The sequence below is a fragment of the Novosphingobium sp. genome, from assembly GCF_965229225.1.
Classification (GTDB): domain Bacteria; phylum Pseudomonadota; class Alphaproteobacteria; order Sphingomonadales; family Sphingomonadaceae; genus Novosphingobium.
Genome location: NZ_OZ245867.1, coordinates 1,574,325 through 1,598,425, shown reverse-complemented (window position 1 = coordinate 1,598,425; position 24,101 = coordinate 1,574,325). Strand labels below are relative to the sequence as shown.

General features: G+C 67.6%; 20 protein-coding genes. All 20 read left to right on the top strand.

What is annotated here, in order from left to right; all coding sequences use genetic code 11:
- Positions 1-105 precede the first annotated feature (105 nt).
- The 20 genes from ACO06X_RS07205 (at position 106) to ACO06X_RS07110 (ending at position 24,046) form a co-directional block, all read left to right on the top strand.
- Positions 106-606 carry a division/cell wall cluster transcriptional repressor MraZ gene (locus tag ACO06X_RS07205; RefSeq protein ID WP_421839256.1) on the top strand — a complete coding sequence of 167 codons (501 nt, stop codon included), beginning with the start codon at positions 106-108 and terminating at the stop codon, positions 604-606.
- Positions 603-1,568 carry a 16S rRNA (cytosine(1402)-N(4))-methyltransferase RsmH gene (gene rsmH, locus ACO06X_RS07200; RefSeq protein ID WP_421839255.1) on the top strand — a complete coding sequence of 322 codons (966 nt, stop codon included), beginning with the start codon at positions 603-605 and terminating at the stop codon, positions 1,566-1,568. The genes ACO06X_RS07205 and rsmH overlap by 4 nt, the downstream gene beginning before the upstream one ends.
- Complete coding sequence (locus ACO06X_RS07195) at positions 1,565-2,314, top strand: hypothetical protein (protein WP_421839254.1); 750 nt, start codon at positions 1,565-1,567, stop codon at positions 2,312-2,314. Before rsmH ends, ACO06X_RS07195 begins: the two co-directional genes overlap by 4 nt.
- Positions 2,311-4,056: a peptidoglycan D,D-transpeptidase FtsI family protein gene (locus ACO06X_RS07190; RefSeq protein WP_421839253.1), complete on the top strand. Its 1,746-nt coding sequence runs from the start codon at positions 2,311-2,313 to the stop codon at positions 4,054-4,056. Before ACO06X_RS07195 ends, ACO06X_RS07190 begins: the two co-directional genes overlap by 4 nt.
- Positions 4,053-5,522: a UDP-N-acetylmuramoyl-L-alanyl-D-glutamate--2,6-diaminopimelate ligase gene (locus ACO06X_RS07185; protein ID WP_421839252.1), complete on the top strand. Its 1,470-nt coding sequence runs from the start codon at positions 4,053-4,055 to the stop codon at positions 5,520-5,522. Before ACO06X_RS07190 ends, ACO06X_RS07185 begins: the two co-directional genes overlap by 4 nt.
- A complete protein-coding gene (locus tag ACO06X_RS07180) occupies positions 5,519-7,039 on the top strand; it encodes a UDP-N-acetylmuramoyl-tripeptide--D-alanyl-D-alanine ligase (protein WP_421839251.1) in 1,521 nt (506 codons plus the stop codon). Before ACO06X_RS07185 ends, ACO06X_RS07180 begins: the two co-directional genes overlap by 4 nt.
- Positions 7,040-8,104, top strand: a complete 1,065-nt coding sequence (gene mraY / locus ACO06X_RS07175) for a phospho-N-acetylmuramoyl-pentapeptide-transferase (RefSeq protein ID WP_298173788.1) — start codon at positions 7,040-7,042, stop codon at positions 8,102-8,104.
- A gap of 19 nt (positions 8,105-8,123) precedes the next feature.
- Complete coding sequence (gene murD, locus ACO06X_RS07170) at positions 8,124-9,434, top strand: UDP-N-acetylmuramoyl-L-alanine--D-glutamate ligase (protein ID WP_421839867.1); 1,311 nt, start codon at positions 8,124-8,126, stop codon at positions 9,432-9,434.
- Positions 9,431-10,663, top strand: coding sequence for an FtsW/RodA/SpoVE family cell cycle protein (locus tag ACO06X_RS07165; protein ID WP_421839250.1), 1,233 nt, complete (start codon positions 9,431-9,433; stop codon positions 10,661-10,663). The genes murD and ACO06X_RS07165 overlap by 4 nt, the downstream gene beginning before the upstream one ends.
- Positions 10,664-10,671: 8 nt before the next feature.
- The gene (murG, locus tag ACO06X_RS07160; protein ID WP_421839866.1) at positions 10,672-11,853 is read left to right on the top strand and encodes an undecaprenyldiphospho-muramoylpentapeptide beta-N-acetylglucosaminyltransferase; all 1,182 of its coding nucleotides are present in this window, start codon (positions 10,672-10,674) and stop codon (positions 11,851-11,853) included.
- Positions 11,850-13,262, top strand: a complete 1,413-nt coding sequence (murC, locus tag ACO06X_RS07155; protein WP_421839249.1) for a UDP-N-acetylmuramate--L-alanine ligase — start codon at positions 11,850-11,852, stop codon at positions 13,260-13,262. Before murG ends, murC begins: the two co-directional genes overlap by 4 nt.
- Positions 13,259-14,155 (top strand): UDP-N-acetylmuramate dehydrogenase, encoded by an 897-nt coding sequence (gene murB, locus ACO06X_RS07150; RefSeq protein ID WP_421839248.1) that lies wholly within the window; start codon positions 13,259-13,261, stop codon positions 14,153-14,155. The genes murC and murB overlap by 4 nt, the downstream gene beginning before the upstream one ends.
- Positions 14,152-15,096 carry a D-alanine--D-alanine ligase gene (locus ACO06X_RS07145; protein WP_421839247.1) on the top strand — a complete coding sequence of 315 codons (945 nt, stop codon included), beginning with the start codon at positions 14,152-14,154 and terminating at the stop codon, positions 15,094-15,096. Before murB ends, ACO06X_RS07145 begins: the two co-directional genes overlap by 4 nt.
- A gap of 3 nt (positions 15,097-15,099) precedes the next feature.
- Positions 15,100-16,128, top strand: coding sequence for a cell division protein FtsQ/DivIB (locus ACO06X_RS07140; protein WP_421839246.1), 1,029 nt, complete (start codon positions 15,100-15,102; stop codon positions 16,126-16,128).
- A gap of 10 nt (positions 16,129-16,138) precedes the next feature.
- A complete protein-coding gene (gene ftsA, locus ACO06X_RS07135) occupies positions 16,139-17,422 on the top strand; it encodes a cell division protein FtsA (protein ID WP_421839245.1) in 1,284 nt (427 codons plus the stop codon).
- Positions 17,423-17,564: 142 nt separating this feature from the next.
- Complete coding sequence (ftsZ, locus tag ACO06X_RS07130) at positions 17,565-19,040, top strand: cell division protein FtsZ (protein ID WP_421839244.1); 1,476 nt, start codon at positions 17,565-17,567, stop codon at positions 19,038-19,040.
- Positions 19,041-19,183: 143 nt separating this feature from the next.
- Entirely contained in the window at positions 19,184-21,592 is a 2,409-nt protein-coding gene (locus ACO06X_RS07125; RefSeq protein WP_421839243.1) for an SPOR domain-containing protein, read from the top strand.
- Positions 21,593-21,745: 153 nt separating this feature from the next.
- A complete protein-coding gene (locus ACO06X_RS07120; RefSeq protein WP_421839242.1) occupies positions 21,746-22,249 on the top strand; it encodes a YbjN domain-containing protein in 504 nt (167 codons plus the stop codon).
- Between the two features lie 73 nt (positions 22,250-22,322).
- Complete coding sequence (gene proC / locus ACO06X_RS07115) at positions 22,323-23,123, top strand: pyrroline-5-carboxylate reductase (protein WP_421839241.1); 801 nt, start codon at positions 22,323-22,325, stop codon at positions 23,121-23,123.
- Between the two features lie 179 nt (positions 23,124-23,302).
- The gene (locus tag ACO06X_RS07110; RefSeq protein ID WP_298174133.1) at positions 23,303-24,046 is read left to right on the top strand and encodes a Bax inhibitor-1/YccA family protein; all 744 of its coding nucleotides are present in this window, start codon (positions 23,303-23,305) and stop codon (positions 24,044-24,046) included.
- Positions 24,047-24,101: the final 55 nt, after the last annotated feature.

Below are 24,101 nucleotides of genomic sequence, written 5' to 3'. Positions count from 1 at the left end.
ACTTCATCAGGACGGACTCCATGACGCATCCACGGGGGATGAGTCGGCCACGCGGGTGTGCGCGGCCGGGTTGGGAGGCTTTCGTCCGAGGCGGGGAAGCGGCACGTGGCTGGGGCGCAGTCGCAGTATTGGGGGCAGGGCTTTTCGCCGCGCGGCGAGAAGAACCGTTTTGTCCTCCCTGCAGACTTCCGCCAGACCGTGCGCGAAGCTTCGCGCGGGCAGCGCCTCCTCTGCCTCGACAAGCACGCCAAGCACCCCTGCCTCGTCGGTTTCGGCGAATCCCGCGCGGAAAGCTTTGCCGAGATGCTCGCACATGAAGAACGCGTCGCGATCGAGCGCGGCGAGCCGTTCGATATTGACGTTCGTGCCGCGCAGATCGGCGGCTTTGCCCGGGTCAGCTTCGATGATTCCGGCCGCTTCGTCCTGCCCGAATATCTCGGCGAACAGGCCGATGTGGGCGATGCGCTCTATTTCCATGGCGGCATGCACCAGATCACGATCTGGGCCCCCGATGTGCTGTTTGCGATGGGGCCTGAATGGGACTCGGTCAAATCCGCATGCCGCGCCCGCATGGCCGAGATCTCGGCCAAGGCGGCCCGCAAATGAGCGTGCAGCTGCCCCATATCCCCGTGCTCCTCGATGAGGTCGTCGCCGCGCTGACCCCCCAGGGCGGCCTGACGCCCGGTTCCCTTGTCGTGGACGCCACCTTCGGCGCAGGCGGATACACCCGCCGCCTGCTCGGTGCCGGTGCCACCGTCCATGCTTTCGATCGCGACCCCGATGCGATTGCGGCAGGGCGGGCCTGGGGGGAAGTTTCAGAAGTGCCGCCCCGCCTCGTGCTGCACCAGCGCCGCTTTTCCGAACTTGCCGAGGGGCTGGCGGAAGCGGGTGTCGGCTCGGTGCAGGGCATTGTCTTCGATATCGGCGTCAGCTCGATGCAGCTCGATCAGGCAGCGCGCGGGTTCGCCTTCTCCAGCAATGGCCCACTCGACATGCGCATGTCGCAGGAAGGCGAAAGCGCTGCGGATTTCCTCAATGGCGCCACCGAGGAAGCGATTGCCGATGTGCTTTACCACTATGGCGAGGAGCGCCAGTCGCGCCGCATTGCCCGCGCCGTGGTCGCGGCCCGCCCGCTCACGACCACCGGCCAGTTTGCCGAAGTGGTGCGCAAGGCGCTCGGCTATCGCCCCGGCGCGCCGAAGGACCCCGCCACGCGCAGCTTCCAGGCGGTGCGGATCCACGTGAACGGTGAACTGGACGAGCTGCAGGCTGGCCTTGCTGCGGCAGAGCGCGTGCTGGCCCCGGGCGGCCGCCTCGCCGTCGTCAGTTTCCACAGCCTCGAAGACCGCATCGTCAAGCAGTTCCTCCGCGAAGCCGCCGGAGCCGTGCCGGCCGGTTCACGCCACCTGCCCGTCAGCACACCCACTGCCGCGCCTGTGTTCGAAAAACCCTCCGCCGCGATCCGCCCCGCAGCGGAAGAGCAGGCGCGCAACCCGCGCGCGCGCTCTGCCACGCTGCGCTGGGCCGTGCGCACGGCGGCCCCGGCCAGAGGAGTGATGGCGGCATGATGGTCAGCGCCAACCGCTTCCGCTCGATCGGCTGGATCGCGCTGCTGCTCGTCTGCGCAGCGATCGTCATGGTGCTCGCTTTCCGCGTCAATGCGCTACGCAGCCAGGTCCACCGCACCGAGCTGCAGATCGTCGCGCTGCGCAAGGAGAAGCTCTACCTCGAAACCGAGGTGGAAACCCGCGCCAACCAGCAGCAGCTGAAGCTGTGGAACGATGTCGAGTTCGGCTATGTCGCGCCGACCGCCGGTCAGTACCTTTCGAACGAGCGCCAGCTCGCCGCTTTCGCCAAGCCGGATGGTCCAGGCAGCCCTGCACCGATCCGCGTGGCGAGCGCGGACGATGCCGTTGCGGCCGAAGCAGCGTTCCCTTCGGTGATGTCCGGCCTTGCCGCTGCGGCCGATATTGCCGCGCCGGTCGTCACTGCGGACGAGGATGACGACAAGCCTGTGGCCAAGCCCGCAGATGCCGCCGACCGCGCCAAGGCCACCGCAAACCTCGGCGCGCGCCTTGCGATGGTCGCACCGCTGAAAAAGGACGGCAAGAACAAGCCCGAAAAGACCGGCAAGGACAGCAAGGCAAAGGGCGGCGAGACGAAGGCGTCCCTCGCCAGAACGACGAAGACCTCGAAGGACGAGGCGGCGCGGCCCGGCAAGGGCGCGAAGCTTGCCGCAGCCAAGCCCGAGAAGTCCGCCAAGGCCACCAAGCCTGCCAAGCCCGCACGCGCGGGAAGCAAGACCGCCCCGTGAATGCGCTGACCGCCTCCGCCGCAATCGCCACCGGCCGCGTCCAGCTCGCCAATGTGCGCCAGAGCGCGCTCGTCACTGCGCGGCTGCGCGCGCTGTGGATCATGGTGCTGTTCGTTTTCGTCACGCTGACGGCCTGCGTGCGTATCGCGCAGCTCGGCCTGTTCGAGCGGACGCCAGAGCGCGCTTCGCTGGCCGAGGCGCTGCTGCCCTCGCGCGGGGAAATCACCGATCGCAACGGCATCGCGCTGGCGCGCGCCTTCGCGTCTTATTCCTTGTGGTTCAATCCCAAGGCGCTGGGCGAGGGCGGTGCGCCGCTGGTCAAGACGCCCGAGGAAGTCGCCCGCGCGCTCGTCGGCATCTTCCCCGATGCGGACTACACCGATCTCGTGGCGCGTCTGAAGGCGGGCAAGCCCTGCTATCTGCGCCGCCGGGTGCTGCCGGAAGACGCCAACAGGGTCTTCGCGCTGGGCGAACCCGCGCTCGAATTCCCGCGCGAGGAGCAGCGTTTCTATCCGCAGGGCTCACTAGCCGCCCACGTGCTCGGCTATGTGGACGAGGCCGGCAAGGGCCATGTCGGGATGGAACAGGTGCTGGAGCCGCGCCTGCTCGATCCGGCGTATCGCGGCACGCCCACCGCGCTTTCCATCGACGCGCGGGCGCAGGGCGCGCTGGAAGACGAGCTTGGCCGCGGCATGATGGAGACCAATGCCAAGGGCGCCGCCGGGGTCATCCTCGATGCGGATAGCGGCGAAGTCGTCGCGCTGGCCTCGCTGCCCTCGTTCAACCCCAATCGTTCGGACCTTGCCTACAACGATCTTGTGTTCAACCGCGTGTCGAACCAGGTCTACGAGCTTGGTTCCACGTTCAAGCCGATCACCATCGCCTCGGCCATCGACGCCGGCGTGGTGACCGATCTTGCGACGCGCTATCCTTCGGTGCCGTTCCAGATCGGCAAGTTCACGATTCACGACAGCCACAACTTCGGCACTTCGCTCAATGTGCCCGAAGCGCTGATCCACTCGTCGAACGTCGTGCTGGCGCATGTCGCCGACCTGCTGGGGCCGGTCGCGCTGAAGCACACGATGGAGCAGCTCGGCATGAACGAGCGCCCGACGATCGAGCTGCCTGCGCGCGGCTTCCCGCTCTGGCCGCGTGGCGGGAGCGAAGGTGGCAAGGGCGATTGGGCGCGGCTGACGACGATGACGGTGAGCTATGGTCACGGCATCGCGGTCACCCCGCTGCACCTCGCCTCGGCCTATGCCGCGCTCGTCAACGGCGGGATCTGGCGTCCGGCCACGCTCTACAAGGTGGACCCGGCGCACCTCGCCCCCGGTCGCCGCGTGTTCCAGGCCTCGACCAGCGCGCGCCTGCGCCAGCTGCTGCGCATGATCGTGGTCGATGGCACCGGCCGCAAGGCGGACGCGCCGGGCTTCCGCGTCGGCGGCAAGACCGGCTCGGCGGAAAAGCCGGGCAGCGGCGGTTATCGCAAGACTTCGCTGATCGCGACCTTCGCGGCGGCTTTCCCGATGGACAAGCCGCGCTATGTGGTGATCGTGATGCTCGACGAACCCCAAGCCACCCAGCAGACCAGCGGCCAGCGCACCGCCGCGTGGAACGCCGCGCCCATCGTCGGCCGGCTGGTGCCGCGCATCGGCCCGATGCTGGGCGTGGTGCCCGATGCGCACCATGACGTCGACATTTCCGATCTCAGCCCGCTGGTCGGTTCCGGAGAAGGCGAATGAACCTTGCGGCCCTTGCCGCTGCGGCGGGTATCGCGCTGCCTGAAACACCTGCCGTGCTGGCCAGTGCCAACGTCACGGGCTTCGCCATCGATCACCGCAAGGTCGCCCCCGGCACCGTGTTCGGCGCCTTCGTCGGCACGCGGGTGAACGGCGAGGATTTCATTGCGGACGCCATCAAGGCCGGCGCGATTGCGGTTGTCGCGCGGCCCGAGGCGAAGGTGGAAGGCGCGGTTCATATTGCCGACCCCGCGCCGCGCAGGGCTTTCGCGCGCCTTGCCGCGCCGTTCTTCGCTCCGGTCCCTGAAACGCTCGTCGCCGTGACGGGGACCAACGGCAAGACCTCCACGGTCGAGATGACACGCCAGCTCTGGCGCATGGCCGGTTTCCGCGCCGCCTCGATCGGCACGCTGGGCGTTACCACGGCGGACGAGAGCGTCTCCACCGGGCTCACCACGCCCGATATCGTCACCTTCCTCGCCAATCTTGCAGGCCTTGCGCGCGAGGGGGTGAGCCATGTCGCCTACGAGGCTTCGAGCCACGGGCTTGATCAGTTCCGCAACGAAGGCCCTCGGGTCGCAGCCGGTGCCTTCACCAATCTCAGCCGGGATCACCTCGACTACCACGGCACGATGGACGTCTATTTTGCGGCCAAGATGCGCCTGTTCGGGGATGTCGTAGCCGAAGACGGCGCGGCGGTGATCTGGGCGGACGATGCGTGGTCTGCGCAGGCGATTGCGGCGGCCAGGGCGCGCGGGCTGAAGCTGATCACGGTGGGCGAGCAGGGCGAGACACTGCGGCTGATCTCGCGCACGCCCACGCTGCTGGGGCAGACGCTGGAACTCGCGTTCGAGGGCACCACGCGCAAGCTCGATCTTCCGCTGATCGGGGCCTATCAGGCCGCCAACGCGCTGGTTTCGGCGGGGCTGGTGATCGCGACGGGCGGCGATCCCGCCGCCACGCTGGCCGCGTTGTCCCGCATCCAGCCCGTGCGCGGGCGGCTTGAGCGCGCGGCCATCACGCGCAGCGGCGCGCCCGTCTATGTCGATTACGCGCATACCCCCGATGCGATCACCGCCGCAATTGCCGCGCTGCGCCCGCATGTCGGCAAGAACGGCCGCCTCATCACCGTATTCGGCGCGGGCGGCGACCGTGACGAGGGGAAGCGCCCCGAAATGGGCCGTGCGGCCTGCGCGGGGTCCGAAGCTGTGATCGTCACCGACGACAATCCGCGCGGGGAGGATCCCGCACTGATCCGCGCCGCCGTGATGGGTGGCTGCAACGAACGCGCCCGCGAAGTGCCGGGCCGCCGCGAAGCCATCGCCGCCGCCATTGGCGATGCGGGGGCGGGTGACATCGTCCTCGTGGCCGGCAAGGGCCACGAACAAGGCCAGATCGTCGGGCGCGGCGAGGCATCACGCGTCCTTCCCTTCGATGACGTGCAAGTGGCGCGGGAGTGCAGCCAATGAATGCCATGAGTGCCCTCCTTGAATGGCCGGTCGAGGCTAGCGATGTCATCGGCCTCGCGCTGTGGAGCGCGGACGAGATCGCGGCGGCAACCGGCGGCACGGCCTCGGGCGTGTTCGAGGTTTCGGGCTGCGCGACCGACAGCCGGGAAGTGCAGCCGGGCGACCTGTTCATCGCGCTCAAGGGCGCGGAAAGCGATGGCCACCGCTTCCTTGAAGGCGCTTTCGCGCGGGGGGCTGCGGCGGCGCTGGTCGAGCGGGCGGTGCCCTATCCGCATGTGCTGGTGGAAAGCACGACGCAGGCGCTGGTCGATCTCGGTCACGCGGCCCGCGCGCGCGTCGACGCGATGGACGCCGTGGTGATCGGCGTCACCGGCTCTGCGGGCAAGACGGGCGTGAAAGAGGCGCTGTTCGCCGCGCTGGATCGGGGCAGCAGAGGCCGCGCGCATCGGTCGGTCAAGAGCTACAACAATCACGTCGGCGTGCCGCTCAGCCTCGCGCGGATGTCCGCGCGCAGCCGCTTCGGCGTGTTCGAGATGGGGATGAACCATGCAGGCGAGCTTGCCGCGCTGACCCGGCTGGTGCGCCCGCATATCGCCATCGTCACCACGATCGCACCGGCGCATATCGGCCATTTCTCGGGCGAGGAAGCCATTGCGCAGGCCAAGGCGGAAATCTTCGAAGGGCTGGAAGCGGGCGGCATCGCGATCATCCCGGCAGACAACCCGCACTTTGCGCTGCTGCGGGAAGCCGCCGCGCGCCATGCCGGGCACGTCGTCAGCTTCGGACGCGGCGCGCAGGCCGATGCGCGCCTGCTCGATGCGGTGCCCGCGCCGGGTGGCGGCACGCTGGTCACTGCCGCGTTCTCCGGCCCGCTCGGCCCGCGCAAGCTGTGCTACACGATTGCCCAGCCGGGCGCGCATTGGGTCGACAATTCACTCGCCGTCATGGCAGCGGTCGCCGCAGCGGGCGGCGATCTCGGCGCGGCGGGCCTTGCGCTGTCCGAGATGGAAGGCCTCGCCGGGCGCGGCGCGCGCCATGTCATCCCCGCACCGGGCGGCGATGGTTCGGGCAAGGCGCTGCTGATCGACGAAAGCTACAACGCCAACCCCGCCTCGATGCGCGCGACGATTGCTTCGCTCGGCCAGGTCCCCGCGCGCCGCCGCATCGCCGTGCTTGGCGCGATGAAGGAACTGGGCGCGGCTTCGGACGGCTACCACGCTGAACTCGCCGAGCCGCTGATCGCTGCAGGCGTCGAGCGGATCATTCTGGTTGGGCCCGAAATGGCCGTTCTTGCCAAGGCGCTGGGGAAAAGCGCCGGGCCTGCGCTTGCCGCGCGAATCGAACTCGACCATGCCGAAAGCGCTGCAGAAGCGGCGGAATGCCTTGCTGCGGATGCTCCGCAGGGTGGTGACGCCATTCTGGTGAAAGGGTCGAATTCGGTCGGGCTCGCCACACTGGTGCGCGCTCTGACTGCAAAGGCCAAAACGGGCATGGCCAAGACGGCCGGGGAAAACTGAATGCTCTATGTTCTGGCGCATTGGCTGCATTTCGAGGGCATCGCCAACCTGATCCGCTACCAGTCGTTCCGGTCTGGCGCAGCGCTGATGACGGCGCTGGTGATTGGCCTGATCATCGGCCCGCGCTTCATCAACATGCTGCGCGTGCGGCAGGGCAAGGGCCAGCCGATCCGCGCCGATGGGCCGCAATCGCACCTTGCCAAGCGCGGCACGCCGACGATGGGCGGGCTGATGATCGTCATCAGCCTCGCGATTTCGCTGCTGCTGTGGATGGACCTCACCAGCAAGTTTGTCTGGGCCTGCCTTGTCGTGACGCTGGGCTTCGGCCTCATCGGGTTCCTCGATGATTACGCCAAGGTCACCAAGTACGCCCACGCCGGGCTTTCCGCGCGGATCCGGCTGCTGGCCGAATTTGTCGTGGCAGGCGCCGCGCTTGCGCTGGTGGTGACGGACACCAACCTTTATCTGCCGGTGTTCAGCAATCTCTATGTGCCGATGGGGCCGTTCTACTACCTGTTTGCCGCCTTCGTCATCGTCGGCGCGGGCAATGCGGTGAACCTGACCGACGGGCTTGACGGCCTCGCCACCATGCCTGTCATCATTGCGGCGGGCACCTTCGCGATCATCGCCTACCTCGCGGGCCGCGTGGACTACGCGCATTACCTTGGCATCCAGCATGTGCCGCGCGCGGGTGAGCTTTCGATCTTCTGCGGCGCGGTGATGGGCGCGGGCCTTGCGTTCCTGTGGTTCAATGCGCCGCCTGCCGCGGTGTTCATGGGCGATACCGGCAGCCTTGCGCTGGGCGGCACGCTGGGCGTCATCGCGGTCTCGATCCACCACGAAATCGTGCTCGGCATTGTCGGCGGGCTGTTCGTGATGGAGGCGGTGTCGGTCATCGTGCAAGTCTTCGTCTACAAACGCACCGGCAAGCGCGTGTTCCGCATGGCACCGATCCACCACCATTTCGAGCAACTGGGCTGGAAGGAATCGACCGTCGTCATCCGTTTCTGGATCGTGTCGATCGTGCTCGCGCTGATCGGCCTTGCCACGCTGAAGGTGCGGTAAGCGTGCCGTGCCAAAGCCCATGATCGTCTCCTCCGCCTTTGCCGGCAAACGCTATGCAGTCCTCGGGCTCGCCCGTTCGGGGCTCGCGAGTGTGGATACGCTGCTGGCAAGCGGGGCCGACGTGACGGCGTGGGACGGGCGCGAGGATGCGCGCGCAAGTGTCGAGGGCCGCGCGACGATTGCCGATCCGCTGGCGATTGATCTCACGGGGTTCGATGGCATGGTGGTTTCCCCGGGGGTGCCGCTCAATCGCCACCCCATCGCTGCCCACGCGCGCGCGGCGGGCGTGCCGATCATTGGCGATATCGAGCTTTTCGCGCAGGCCCGCGCCAGCCTGCCGCCGCACAAGGTCGTCGCGATTACCGGCACCAACGGCAAATCGACCACCACCTCGCTGATGCACCACATCGTGAAGGAAGCCGGCCTTCCCACCGTGATGGGCGGCAATATCGGGCTGCCCATTCTCGGCCAGCCGCCGCTGCCGGAAGGCGGCGTCTATGTGCTGGAGCTTTCGAGCTACCAGATCGACCTCACCTACAGCCTCCACGCCGATCTCGCCGCTTTCATCAACCTCAGCCCTGATCATCTTGATCGCTATGATGGTTATGAAGGCTATGGCGCCTCCAAGGCGCGGCTGTTCCAGATGCAGCAGGCGGGGCAGTTTGCCGTGTTCGGCTGCGGCGATGAAGATACCCGGCGGATTGCGGCGGAGATCGCGGCCCACCGCCCTGAAGGCGATGTAGCGGTGGTCGATCCCGCCGCGCTGACCGGGCAGGCCGAATGGCCTTCGCTGCAGGGACCGCACAATCTCCAGAATGCCGCGATTGCGGTGGCCATGGCCCAGCGCCTCGGCATTGCCGAACCCGTCTGGCGCGCGGCACTCGCCAGCTTCGTCGGCCTGCCGCACCGCATGGAACGCGTCGCCGAAGCGAACGGCGTCCTCTTCATCAACGACAGCAAGGCGACCAATCCCGCCTCGACTGCGCCAGCACTCGGCGCTTGGCCGCGCGTTCACTGGATCCTCGGCGGCCTGCCCAAGGGCGACGATCTGGATGCTTGCGCCCCCTATTTCAGCCACGTCGTGCAGGCCTACACGATCGGCGAGGCTGGGCCTCGCTTTGCCGAAATCCTCGAGCCGGTCATGCCCGTCCAGCGCAGCGAAATGCTGTGTGATGCGGTGCGTCAGGCGATGGATGGGGCCCAGCCCGGCGATGTCGTGATGCTTTCGCCTGCCTGCGCAAGCTTCGACCAGTTCCGCGATTTCGAGGCGCGGGGTGACAGCTTCCGCCAGATCGTCACCGCGCTGATTGCCGAGAGGGGAGCGGCATGAACGGCCATCAGCCCACCCGGCAAGTCGCCACCCAGCTGCCCGGCGGCGGCGTGCGGATCGCGCCGCGCACCAATTGTTATCGCCGCACCCGCCGCAGCGAACTGGTGATCTGGTGGCGCGAGATCGACCGCGTCCTGCTCGCACTCGTGCTCATGCTGGTCACGGTCGGCACGGTGGCGGTCGCCGCCTCGTCCCCGGCGAGCGCGCACCGGCTCTCGACGCAGACCAAAAGCCTCGGCGATCTCTACTTCTTCTGGCTGCACCTGCGCTTCCTCAGCGTCGGGCTGTTCGCGATGTTCGTCGCCTCGCTCCTGCCCAAGGAAACCACGCGGCGGCTCGCCATCCTGCTGGCCGCAGCCATGCTTGTCGCGCTCGTGCTGGTGCCCTTTCTCGGCAACGAGGTGAAAGGGGCCAAACGCTGGCTGTGGATCGGTTTCAGCCTCCAGCCCTCCGAATTTCTGAAGCCCGGCTTTGCCGTTGCAGTCGCGTGGATCCTTTCGTGGCGGGTGCGCGATCCCAACATCCCGGTGATCCCGATCACCGTCGGCCTCATGCTGCTCATCGCCGCGCTGCTCATGGCGCAGCCCGATTTCGGCTCGACCGTGCTGTTCGGCGGCGTGTGGTTCGTCCTCGTGCTGCTCTCCGGTCTCGATCTCACCAAGATTGGCTTGAGCGTGGGCGGCGCCCTGGCCGCGGTGGTGCTGGCCTATTTCTTCTACCCCAACGCCACGCACCGCATTGATGCGTTCCTTTCGGGCGGCAGCGAGTTCGATCAGGTGGACCTCGCCATGCGCACGCTGGTCAGCGGCGGCTGGAGCGGCAGTGGCCTGTGGCTGGGCAGCCGCAAGATGGCGCTGCCCGAGGCGCATACCGACTATATCTTCTCGGTGATCGGCGAGGAATTCGGCCTGATCGCCTGCGCGCTGATCGTGGTGCTCTATTGTGCCATCGTGATCCGCGTGATGATGCGCCTCGCGGACGAGGAAGACCTGTTCACCGTCCTCGCCGCAGCGGGCCTTACCGCGCAGCTGGCGGGGCAGGCCTTCATCAACATTCTCGTCAACCTCCAACTTTTCCCGTCCAAGGGCATGACGCTTCCGCTCATCAGCTACGGCGGCTCCTCCACAATCGCGCTGCTGCTCGGCGTCGGGTTCCTCCTCGCCATCACGCGGCGCAATCCCTATCTCTCGCGCGAGATGACGGACCTGAGGGAGCTCGCGCGCACATGACGAATCATATCCCCGGCGTCTCGCGCCATTTCGTCCTCGCGGCGGGCGGCACCGGCGGGCATCTGCTACCCGCGTTCGCGCTGGCGACCGAGCTTGAGCGGCGCGGACATCACGTCGCGCTGGTGACGGACGAGCGCGGCGCGAAGATACCCGGCAAGCCCTCGTTCCTGCCCGCGCATGTCCTGCCCGCCGGACGGCTCGGCAAGAACCCGATTGCACTGGTCAAGGGCCTTGCCGCGATCTGGCGCGGGCGCGCGATGGCGCTGCGCCTGTTTGAAAGCTTTCAGCCGTCCTGCGTGGTCGGTTTTGGCGGCTATCCGGCGCTGCCTGCGCTGCTCGCCGCGCGCTCGGCGCGCATCCCCACGGTGATCCACGAACAGAACGCTGTGCTCGGCCGGGTCAACCGCCTGCTGGCAAAGCGCGTGGATGCCATCGCCACGGCCTACATGGAAGTCGAGCGGCTCGATCCGGGGCTCTGGGGCAAGGTCCACCGCGTCGGCAATCCGGTGCGCGCGGAAGTGCTGGCGCTGCGCGGCGAGGCATTCCCGGCGTTCAGCGAGGACAGCCTGTTCCGCGTGCTTGTCACCGGCGGCAGCCAGGGCGCATCGATCCTCTCCGAAGTCGTCCCCGATGGCCTCGCCATGCTCCCGCCCGCACTGCGCCACCGCCTCCAGGTGACCCAGCAGTGCCGCCCGGAAGACCTCGAAGCCGTCCGCGCGCGCTATGCCGGGCACCAGATCCCCGCCGAACTCGGCACCTATTTCGAGGACATGGCGAGCCGCCTTGCCGAAACGCACTTGTTCATCGGCCGCTCGGGTGCATCGACGATTGCTGAGCTGACGGCGGTCGGCCGCCCCGCGATCCTCGTGCCGCTGCCCATCGCGACCGACGACCATCAGGCCGTCAACGCGCGCGAGATGGTGAAAGCGGGCGGCGCACGGGCGATCCGCCAATCGGGCTTCACCCCCAAGGAACTTGCCAAGCAGATCCAAACCATGGCGCTGAATCCCACATCGCTCGCCAATGCCGCCCATGCTGCGTGGAATTGCGGCCTACCCAATGCCGTCAAGGACCTTGCCGACCTCGTCGAGGGCTTCGGCGGCGTGCCGCTAATGGATGTGATCCGCATGGAAGGTGCGGCACAGTCCGCCAGTACCCAGCAGGCGCTTGCAAAGGAGAGCGCCGAATGAAGGGCGTCGGCACCGAGATCGGCACGATCCATTTCGTCGGTATTGGCGGCATCGGCATGTCCGGCATTGCCGAGGTGATGCACAACATGGGCTATAGCGTGCAAGGCTCCGACATGGCGGAAAGCTATGTCGTCGATGGCCTGCGCTCGCGCGGCATCCCGGTGATGATCGGGCAGCGCGCGGAAAACGTCGAAGGCGCAGCCGTTGTCGTTACGTCCACCGCCGTGAAGCGCGACAACCCGGAAGTCGTCGCCGCGCTGGAAGGCCGCATCCCCGTCGTGCGCCGCGCAGAAATGCTCGCTGAGCTGATGCGGCTCAAAAACACCGTCGCGGTGGCGGGTACGCATGGCAAGACAACCACGACCTCGATGGTGGCCTGCCTGCTCGATGCCGGCGGGGTCGATCCCACCGTGATCAACGGCGGCATCATCAATTCCTATGGCTCCAACGCCCGGCTGGGTGACAGCGAGTGGATGGTGGTCGAGGCCGACGAAAGCGACGGTTCGTTCCTGCGGCTCGATGGCACCCTCGCGGTCGTCACCAACATCGATCCCGAGCACCTCGATCACTACGGCTCGTTCGAGAAGGTCAAGGACAGCTTCGTCGAGTTCATCGAGAACGTGCCGTTCTACGGTGCGGCGATCCTGTGCATCGATCATCCCGAAGTGCAGGCGATCATCCCCAAGGTGCGCGATCGCCGCGTGGTGACCTATGGCTTTTCCGCGCAGGCCGATGTGCGCGGTGAGGCGGTCACGCCAATCCCCGGCGGCAACCGCTTCACCGCCGTGCTGCGCCAGCGCGACGGCAGCTTCCGCCGGATCGAGGGCATCGAGCTCCCCATGCCCGGACGCCACAACGTGCAGAACGCGCTCGCCGCCGTCGCCGTCGCGGTGGAAATGGGCGTTTCGGAAGAGCTGATCCGCACCGGCTTTGCGAAGTTCGGCGGGGTCAAGCGCCGCTTCACCAAGGTTGGCGAAGTCGACGGGGTGACAGTCATCGATGATTACGGCCACCACCCGGTCGAGATCCGCGCCGTGCTCGCCGCCGCGCGCGAGGGCGTGCAGGGGCGGGTGATCGCCGTCGTCCAGCCGCACCGTTTCACCCGCCTGCGCGATCACATGGAAGAGTTTCAGGGCGCGTTCAATGATGCCGACGTGGTCTATGCCGCGCCTGTCTATCCCGCCGGCGAGCAGCCCATCGAGGGCGTGGACAGCGCCGAGATGGTTGAGGGCATCAAGGCACGCGGGCACCGCTCAGCCCACCTGATCGCGGGCGCGGATGCGCTGGCCGTGGAACTCGCCGGCGTGATCCAGCCGGGCGACATGGTCGTGTGCCTCGGCGCGGGCGATATCACCAAGTGGGCGGCAGGGTTGGCCGGCGCGATTGCGACGCAGCGGGGGGCGGCGTGACCACGCTCACCGCCTTGCCTCCGGTTCGCGGCAAGCTGACCCCCAACGCCCCGCTCGCCCCGCTCGTCTGGTTCAAGTCCGGCGGCACCGCCGAGTGGCTGTTCGAGCCCAGGGACGTGGCTGATCTGCAGCACTTCCTCGCTGGCCTCGCGCCCAATGTGTCCGTCATGGCGCTCGGTCTCGGCTCCAACCTGATTGTCCGCGATGGCGGCGTCCCCGGCGTCGTCGTCCGCCTCGGCAAGGCCTTCGCGCAGGTCGAGAAGGTGGACGAAGCCACGCTGAATTGCGGCGGTGGCGCCTCGGGCATCCTCGTCTCCAGTACCGCGCGCGACAATGGTATTGCGGGTCTGGAGTTCCTCCGCTCGATCCCCGGCACTGTCGGCGGCTTCGTGCGCATGAACGGCGGGGCTTATGGCCGCGAGGTGAAGGATATCCTGATCGATTGCGACGTGGTGATCCGCTCCGGCGAGATCGTCACGCTGCCAGTCAGCGAACTCGGCTACACTTACCGCCATTCAAACCTGACCGATGGCTGCATCGTCGTCGCCGCGCGCTTCCGTGGGCACCCCGGCGACACGCAAGCGATCCAGGCGGAAATGGACCGCATCAGCGCCGCGCGCGAAGCCAGCCAGCCGCTGCGCAGCAAGACCGGCGGCAGCACCTTCAAGAACCCCGATGGCGGCAAGGCGTGGGAACTCGTCGACAAGGCCGGCTGCCGGGGGCTGATGCTCGGCGGCGCGCAGGTTTCCGAAAAGCACACCAATTTCCTCATCAACACCGGCGAAGCCACCAGCGCCGAGATCGAAGCGCTGGGTGAGGACGTGCGGCGGCGCGTGAAGGAACAGTCGGGCGTAGACCTGCAGTGGGAAATTCAGCGAGTAGGAAGACCGTGACGCTCCCCAAACTCCATATCGCGGTCCTGATGGGCGGATGGTCGAGCGAGCGGCCCGTTTCGCTCATGTCCGGCAATGGCGTGGCCGATGCGCTGGAGGCCAAGGGCCACCGCGTCACCCGCATCGACATGGGCCGCGATGTCGCGCAGCGCCTTGCCGAAGCCGCGCCCGATGTCGTGTTCAACGCGCTCCATGGCACGCCGGGGGAAGATGGCACGGTGCAGGGCCTGATGGACCTGATGGGCCTCACCTACACGCACTCCGGCCTCGCCACTTCGGTCATTGCCATCGACAAGCAGCTGACCAAGCAGGCGCTCGTGCCTCACGGCATCCCCATGCCCGGCGGGCGCATTGTGCAGAGCGCGGAGCTGTTCGAGCGCGATCCGCTGCCGCGTCCTTATGTCGTGAAGCCGGTCAACGAAGGCTCCTCGGTCGGCGTGGCCATCGTCACCAAGGATGGCAACTACGGCGATCCGATCAGCCGTGACAGCATCGGCCCGTGGAACGAGTTCGACGAGCTGCTCGCCGAGCCCTTCATCCGCGGCCGCGAGCTGACCACCGCCGTGCTCGTCGACAAGGCGCTTCTTGTTACCGAACTCAAGCCCAAGTCCGGGTTCTACGATTTCGACGCCAAGTATACCGACGGCATGACCGACCATATCTGCCCGGCCGAAATCCCCGAAGACATCGCCGAGGCTTGCAAGGACATAGCGCTCCGCGCGCACCAGTTGCTCGGCTGCAAGGGCACCAGCCGCAGCGATTTCCGCTGGGATGACGAGCAGGGCGTCGAAGGCCTGTTCCTGCTGGAGGTCAACACCCAGCCGGGCATGACCCCGCTCAGCCTCGTGCCCGAACAGGCGCGCGCGCTGGGCATGGACTATGGCGATCTCGTCGAGGCAATAGTCGCCGATGCGCTCGCTTCAGCGAAGAAGGAGGCCTGAGCCATGGCGCAGACCATTCGCCGGGGCGGGAAAGCGGTGCGCAAGGTTGCGGCGGCCAGCGGCACCAAGCGCAAGGTGACCGCCGCCCGCCGCCAGACCGGCTCGGCGATCGACCAGATCATGCAATGGATGCCCTTCAGCGAGGAAACGCTGCACCGCATCCTGATGTTCGTCATCCTTGGCGGCGCGGCGGTGCTGATGTGGATCGTTGCCAGCATGGCGGGTGTGCCGCAGCTGGCAGAAGCCGAGATGGCGCTGATCGCCTCCAAGTCCGGCTTCGAGGTCAAGCGCGTCGAAGTGCGCGGCGTCAACCGCATGAACGAGCTCAAGATCTACGAGAAGGTGCTCGGCCAGCGCGATCAGGCCATGCCCCGGCTCGATATCGCGAGCCTTCGCGATGAACTGCTCCAGCTTTCGTGGGTGAAGGACGCCCGCGTCTCGCGCCAGTTGCCCGATACGCTGGTGGTCGATGTGATCGAACGTAGCCCCCATGCCGTGATGCGCCGCGACGGCAAGCTGACCCTGATTGACGAGACCGGCCACCCGCTCGAGGCGGTGAATCCGGGCAAGGCCCGGGGCCTGCTCGTCCTTTCCGGCAATGGCGCGGAAGGCCGCGTGCCCGATCTCGTCCACCTCCTCGATGCCGCACCCGCGCTGCGCCCGCAGGTGGCGGAGGCCGAATGGATCGGCAACCGCCGCTGGAACCTGACGTTCAAGACCCGCCAGGTCGTCGCGCTGCCCGAGGGCGATACCCAGGCGGCGAGCGCGCTGCTCACTTTCGCCCGCATGGACGGCGTGGACCGCCTGCTCGGCGGCAAGGTGGCGAGCTTCGACATGCGCAACCCTGATCGCATCTACATGCGGGTGCCCGGCCGCGCGGATGAAGTGGCCGCCGCCGCCCGCGCCGAAACGACTGCCAAGGCCAATGCCGCCGCCGCGAAGACCGAAGCCGCGCGCAGCGCCGTCGCATCCGCCGCACCCGCCAAGGGCGGCCCCGCCAAAGTCACTATCGCCAAGACCGTGCAGGATTGATCGTCCGGCCATGGCTGCCCCCCGCATCACCAAGGTTTTCGCTGCCGTCAATCTCGGCTCGTTCCGGGTCTCGGCGATCATCGCCGGGCTGACCGAGGCGGGCGAGATGGTCGTCATGGGTTCGGGCCATCGCCAGTCGCAGGGGATCAAGCGCGGCTACGTGACCGATATGGTCGCCGCCACCCATTCGGTGCGCGATGCGATCGAGCGCGCCGAGAAGATGGCCAATGCCAGCGTGCAGAGCGTGTGGATCGGCTGTTCGGGTGCAGGCCTTGCCAGCACCACCGCCAAGGTTGAAGTCGAGATCGGCGGGCGGCGGATCGAGAGCGACGATATCGAGCACCTGCTGATTGCCGGTCGCGAGGTGATCCAGCCCGATGGCCGCACCGTGCTCCACGCCCAGCCCGCGCACTACACGCTCGATGGCGCAGACGGCGTGCCCAATCCCAAGGGCCTCCATGCCGAGCGGCTCGCGGTCGATATCCATGTCATGCTTGCGGACGGTGCGCCGGTGCGCAACCTCAAGGAAACGGTCGAAAACGCGCACTTGCGGGTCGAGGCTGTCGTCGGCTCACCCATTGCTGCGGGCCATGCCTGCCTCTCTTCCGAGGAGCGCGAACTGGGTGTGGCGCTGATCGAATTCGGCGCGGAAGTGACGACCGTCTCGGTCTATGCGGGCGGCATGCTGCTGGGCATGCAGGCGATTGCCTTCGGCTCTGGCGATATTACCGATGCCATCGCCTCGGCCTTCGGCATTCGCCGCTATCAGGCCGAACGGCTGAAATGCATGGCCGGTTCCGCGCTGGCGAGCCCCGCCGATCACCGCGAGATGATCCCGGTCAACGCCCCGGGCGATCCCGAGCAGGGCGCACCCGTGGCGCGCCACGCCGACGACAAGAACCGCATCCCTCGCGCCGAGCTCGTCTCGGTGATCACCCAGCAGCTCGGCGTGTTCACCGACGAAGTGGGGCGGGCCTTGAAAGCGCTCGGCTTCAACGGCAAGCGCGGCCAGCAGGTGGTGCTGACAGGCGGCGGCGCGCAGCTTCCGGGGCTTGCCGACTATGCGCAGGCCGCGCTGGGCCGCCCGGTGCGCATCGGTTCGCCGCCCACCATGCTGGGCCTGCCGCCGGGCCATGCGACGCCCAGTTCCTCCACGCTTGTCGGCCTGATGCTCTATGCTGCGGCCGATCCTGTCGATATCCGCAAGATCGGGCCGACCTGGGGGCCTACGCAATCCTACAGCGGGCTGGGTCTGCTGCAGCGCATCTGGCGTGCGATGAAAGACTATTTCTGATGGTGGAGGGCCGATCAAACCCTCCTACTTGTGGAAAAACCTGTCGAAGCTTTGATTCGGTCAAACAATCCGTGCCAAAGCAATTGTTACGATTTCCGGGGCTCCGTTTCTGGCCCCCCGCAGACCCGCACGGGAGAGCGCTATGAGCATCAACATCGGACCGCCGGCCATCGACGAACTGCGGCCGCGCATCACCGTCATCGGCGTGGGCGGGGCGGGCGGCAACGCCATCGCCAACATGATCAACGCGAAGATCGAAGGCGTCGATTTCGTCGTCGTCAACACCGACGCGCAGGCGCTCAACAATTCGATCGCGGACAACCGCATCCAGTTGGGGCCGGACATGACGCAGGGCCTCGGCGCCGGCGCCCGTCCCGAGGTCGGCCGTGCCGCTGCGGAAGAAACGATCGAGGACATCGAACGCGCGCTTGAAGGCGTGCACATGTGCTTCATCGCCGCAGGCATGGGTGGCGGTACCGGCACCGGCGCTGCACCCGTGATCGCCGAAGCCGCGCGCCGCAAGGGCGTGCTGACGGTTGGTGTCGTCACGAAGCCGTTCCTGTTCGAAGGCACGCGCCGCATGCGCGCCGCCGAATCCGGCATTGCCGAGCTGCAGAAGCACGTCGATACGCTGATCGTCATTCCGAACCAGAACCTGTTCCTCGTCGCCAAGGCGGAGACCACGTTCAAGGAAGCCTTCCAGCTGGCCGACGAAGTGCTGCAGCAGGGCGTCCGTTCGATCACCGATCTCATGGTCATGCCCGGCCTGATCAACCTCGACTTTGCCGACGTGCGTTCGGTCATGGGCGAGATGGGCAAGGCGATGATGGGCACCGGCGAGGGCGAAGGCCCGAACCGCGCGCTCGAAGCGGCGGAACGCGCGATTGCCAATCCGCTGCTCGACGGCGTTTCGATGCAGGGCGCCAAGGGCGTGATCATCTCGATCATCGGCGGCGACGACATGAAGCTGCTCGAAGTCGACGAAGCGGCCAACCACATCCGCGAACTGGTCGATCCCAACGCGAACATCATCTGGGGCTCGGCGTTCAACCCGCACCTCGATGGCAAGATCCGCGTCTCGGTGGTTGCCACCGGTATCGAGCAGAGCGCCGAGATGGCCGAATCCGCGGCTCGCCCGGCGACGACCGGGGGCCTGCGCGGTCCCGCGTTCCCGGGTGGTATGGCTCGTCCTGCCGCACCCGAACCGGCGCCCGAGCCGGTTGCCGCCGCGCCGCAGCCGTTCGCACCACTGCCCAGCTTTGCCCCGCCTGAACCGGCCGCAAGCGAGCCGGAACCCGCGGGCGCCGCGCCTGCCGAGGAACCGCTCGATCTGACGCTCGACTTGTCCGATGTTCAGGAATCCGCGCCGCCTGCCGCAGGAGCCGGTGAGCTTGAACTCGGGCTCGGTGATGCCGAGCCTGTTCCGCCGCGCTTCGGCCGTGCGCAGCCCGACCCTTCGGGCGATGCGCCGCCGCGCAGCGCGCCGGGCAGCACGCTGTTTGAACGGATGGCCAATCTCTCGCGCGGTGGGGGCCGCGTGGGCGAAGAAGATGCTGATGGCGAAGATGGCAGCGCGCTCAACATCCCGCGCTTCCTCGGTCGTCAGAACAACCAGTAAAGCCGCACGGTTCGGCGCAAGGGATTTGGCATGTGCGGTGCGGTGGCTAGGGGGTGGCCAGCGCACCGCGAGCCGCCCCGCTTTGTTGCCACTGTCGCCGGCTCAGCTTTGCGTGTCCCCCAAGCCGCGATAAGGTCGGCCCCATGATCCGACGCTTCTTCTGCTCCGGGCTCCGGCACCGTGTTTCGCCCGTCCGCTTCGGGCTGTTTCTTGGCACGGCCCTCGCACTTGCCCAGCCCGCCTGGGCGCAACAGCGGGCCGGGGCTGTCGATGATGACGCGGTCGAGCCGGTTCCCAGCACGTCGGTCCCGGTCGTCCAGCCGATCACGCCAAGCCCCACGCGCATGCTCAATGCCGCGCTGGCCCGGCTTGCGCGCGATCCGCGCGATATCAGTGCGCTGCTCGATGCCGGGGGCGCTGCGCTCGATCTGGGCGATACCGATGCGGCGATCGGCTTCCTCACCCGCGCTGAACAGGTGGCGCCCGGTACGGCCGGAGTGCGGGCGCGGATGGGCATTGCAATGCTGCGCGCGAACCAGCCGTTCGAGGCAATCCGCTGGTTCGATCTGGCCGAGCAGGCGGGCTTCAACCGCGCCGAAATGGCCCCCGATCGCGGGCTTGCCTACGATCTCATCGGCGACAATGCGGCGGCCCAGCGCGAGTACCAGCTGGCCCTTTCCGCTGGCCGCAATGACGAGACGAGCCGCCGCTACGCGCTGAGCCTCGTCATTGCTGGCGACCGGCGCGGTGCCGAGCTCATCATCCAGCCCATGCTCGAGCGGCAGGATCGCGGCGCCTGGCGCGTGCGCACCTTCATCATGGCCATCGCCGGGCAGAGCGAGGAAGCCGAAGGCATTGCTCGCGCGACGATGCCCGCCGATCTTGCCGCAGCGATCTCGCCCTATCTGCGCTACATGCCGCGCCTTACGCCCGCACAACAGGCTGCCGCCGCCAATCTTGGCCGCTTCCCGCGCGCGGCCGACATTGGCCGCGATGATCCGCAGGTCGTGCAGTATGCGCTCGCCCACCCGCGCGCGCCGCGCGTCGATGCCGCGCTTGTGCCGCAGGGCGAAGCCCTGGGTGCGCGCGGACGTGACGATCGTTCAAAGCGCCGCCGTCCGGGCAAGGAAGACCGCCGCGAGACGGTGCTCGCCGCCGCCACGCCCGCGCCTGCACCAATTCCGCCACCGCCGCCGGCTTCGACAGTACCTGCGGTCACGGCGCCATGGGGCCTCCAGCCGGGCACCCGCACCGCCGCAGCGCAGCAGCAGCCGCAGTCCTCGCCCCAGAGCCTCACGGTCCCTGCCCAGACAGCACCGGCCCGCCCGACTGTTCTGTCGAAGCTCGATGTGCCGCCGGGTACGCCGCTGGCACCCCCAGCGGCACCGCGCCCGGTTACTTCCACGCCCATCCCTGCGCCCACGCCAACGCCGCCGCCTGCATTGGCGCTGGCACCTGCGCCGACGCCCGCACCGGCCATCACGCCGCCCGCTACGGCACCGCAAGTCACCAAGCCGGTCACACCCACCCCGGCTCCTGCACCTGCTCAGGTGGCAACGGCCGCGCCTGCGACGACGTCTTCGGCTCCGGCTCAGGCACCGTCCTTGGCCCCGTCCTCGGCGCCCACCCCGCCACCTGGGCCGCAATTCGCGCTGCTGGCACCTCCGCCCGCCGCCTCCGCATCGGCAGCGGTCCCCCCCGCTTCGACCGCGCCGACGCCGACTCCGCTGCCGCAGCCCACGCCGCCGCCTCCGGCGCAAGCCGCGACCGCACCCGCCGATTTCCGCACCATGTTCGATGGCTTCAAGCCGCCCGAGCAGGAAGCCTCCGCCAAAACCGAGGCGGTCGATCTCGCGCGGATCGAAGCGCTGCGCGAATCGGCCAAGGCGCCTTCAGCCAAATCGAAGGATCGCGGCGCCAAGGATCGCAACACCAGGGATCGGGGCGAGCGCCCGGATGGCCCCACCGCGGTTTCGCGCACCAGCGATCAGGATGCGCCGGAAGCCGCCGTCACCCGCGGCGGCAAGGACAAGGCCGAAAAGGGCCAGACCGGCAAGGAAACGGCGGCCAAGGCGGCGAAGGACAAGCTCGCGCTCAACACCGATTGCCTCGAAACCCCCGCCAAGGGCAAGACGGGCAAGGGCAAGGCAGCTCCGGCCAAGGGCAGAACCGCCGCAAAGTCGTCTGCCAAAACGAAAGGCAAGGGGGCCGCAGAGGCCCAGTGCCCGCCCGAAAACGGCAAGGCGCAGAAGGGCAAGAACGGCAAGGCCGAGCCCGCGCACGCCAGCCGGATCTGGGTCCAGGTGCTCACCGGTTCGAACCGCACCGCCATGGGCAAGGAGTGGCAGCGCCTTGTCAACGCGTCCGCCGCGCTCAGGGGCCGCAAGCCCTCGATCACGCCGTGGCGTAGCAATTATCGTTTGCTCACAGGGCCTTTCGCGAGCGACGCGGAAGCGCTGGCCTTCGTCGACAGGCTGCGCAAGGACGGCGTCGGCAGCTTCGAGTGGACGAGCCCGGCCGGTCAGGCGGTCGACAGCCTCGGCGTGAAGTAGCAGCTGGGGCGGAAGCGGGGCTCCACCGCTTCTCCACAGCTTATGAACAGACTAGTCGAGTTTTGCCCAGCCCCGGACGGGGCCCCGATTGCCGCCACGGGCCCTCTCCGCGATGGCTCGCAAGGGCCCAGTCCGGGACCCGAGGAACACCCGATGCGCACCGGCCATGAAGACAGCGAACGCGAAGATGCGGCGCCCGTCGATATGCTCGCCTCGCTGTTCGAGGCGCGCGGCTGGCCGTGCGAGTTCGTTTCCGAAGACGAGATTCACGGCGAAATCCAGGGCAGCTGGGCGAGCTATCAGCTGCGCTGCATCTGGCGCAGCGAGGACCACGTCCTGCAGATTCTCTGCCTGCCCGATATCCGCGTGCCCGAAGACAAGCGCCATGCGATGTTCGAGATCATGGCGCTCATCAACGAGCAGGTGTGGCTCGGCCACTTCGATATCTGGTCGAACGGCTCGGTCCTGCTTTACCGCCACGGGCTGATGCTGGGCGACGATGGCCTTCTCAGCCTCGTCCAGGCGCAGACCGCGATCGAGGCTGCGGTCGACGAGTGCGACCGGTTCTACCCCGCGTTCCAGTTCCTGCTCTGGGGCGACAAGTCCCCCTCTGATGCGCTCGCCAGCGCGCTGATCGACGCCGCGGGCGAAGCCTGACACCCCCTCCCGCTTGCGGGAGAGGTTGGGGGAGGGCATGTGCAATGCCTAACTTTTCAAGCGAGAGCCCAACGTGACCTTCTCCCTTCTCCAGTTCGGCTGCGGCAACATGGGCGGCGCGATGCTCGCCGGCTGGCTCGCTGCCGGGTTCGATCCGGCTGCCTTCACCGTGGTCGATCCGCTGCTGGCAGAGGCGCCCACCGGCGTGCGGCTGCTGCGCGAAGGGCCAGAGGGCGCGGAGCGTGCCGATGTGGTGCTCCTCGGCTTCAAGCCGCAGCAGTTCACCGCTTCCGCCGCCGCCATTGCGCCGCATGTGGGGGAGGGCACGTTGCTGCTCTCGATCCTCGCCGGGGTTGATTGCCGCACCCTGCGCGCCGCGTTCCCGCAGGCCGCTGCGATCGTGCGCGTGATGCCCAACCTCGCTGCCGCGATCGGCAAGTCGCCCATCGCGCTTTACGGTGATGCCGCAGGCCCCTTGCGGGAGCGGACCGAGGCGCTGATGGCCCCGCTCGGCCCCGCTGAATGGCTGGCGGAGGAAAGCGCGATGGATATCGTCACCGCGCTCGCCGGGTCCGGCCCCGCTTTCGTCTACCGCTTCATCGATGCGCTGGGCGAAGCGGCTGCCACGCTCGGTCTGCCGCGCGTACAGGCCGACCGGCTGGCACTCGCCATGGTCGAGGGCGCCGCCGCGCTCGCGGCTTCCGCCCCCGTAGCGCCCGGCGAACTGGCCCGCCGCGTCGCCAGCCCCGGCGGCACCACCGAAGCCGGCCTCAGGGTTCTGGATGCGGACCAGCGCCTTGCCGCGCTGATCACCGACACCCTGCGCGCCGCCCGCGATCGCAGCGAAGAGCTTACGGAAGCCGCCAGAAGATAGCGCCAGAAAATAGCGCCGGAAAATGGGGACTGTCCCTATTTTTCCGGATGCGGGCCAAAACCGGAACTTATTACGCTTTGACACACTCTGTTATGACCCTCCTGCTTGAAAAGGCATGGGTTTGGGGCGATATTGGCAGCACTCGGTCCATCCCGGGCCGAAACGGAGTTTGGTACGTCATGGCAAACTGGAATGACCCCCAGCCCTCGGGCTGGAGCCCGGCAGGCTTCGGCGCTGCGGCGGGTCTCGCCGGGCGCGGCGCCGCGTATGATGCGGGTCTGCGCCGCTACATGCTGTCGATCTACAACTACATGGCCTCGGGCGTTCTGCTCTCGGGCGTGGTCGCGCTGCTGTTCGCTACCTCGGGCATGGCGGATGCCGTGTTCGGCACGCCGCTGCGCTGGCTCGTCGCGCTCGCCCCGCTCGCCATCGTCATGGTGATGAGCTTCGGCGCGAACCGCATTTCGACGACCACGATGCAGGGCCTGTTCTGGGCGTTCAGCGTGCTGATGGGCATTTCGCTCTCGGCGATCTTCGCGGTCTATACCGGCCCTTCGATCGCGGCGACGTTCTTCGCCACTGCGGGCGCCTTCGCTGGTCTCAGCCTCTATGGCTACACCACCACGAAGAGCCTGTCCGGCCTCGGCACGTTCCTGATCATGGGCCTCGTCGGCATCCTGATCGCCAGCCTGATCAACATCTTCTTGCAGTCGGCGGGCCTTGCCTGGGGCATCAGCTTCCTCGGCGTGCTGATTTTCGCGGGCCTCACCGCCTACGATACGCAGAAGCTCAAGCTGATGTACGATCAGGTCGCGGGCACCGATTTCGCGGGCAAGATGATCGTGCTCGGCGCGCTCACGCTCTACCTCGATTTCGTCAACATGTTCACGTTCCTGCTGCAGTTCATGGGCGATCGCCGCTGATCTGAAGCGCATTGTTTCACATTACCGTGCCCGGCGGGCCATCCGGCTCGCCGGG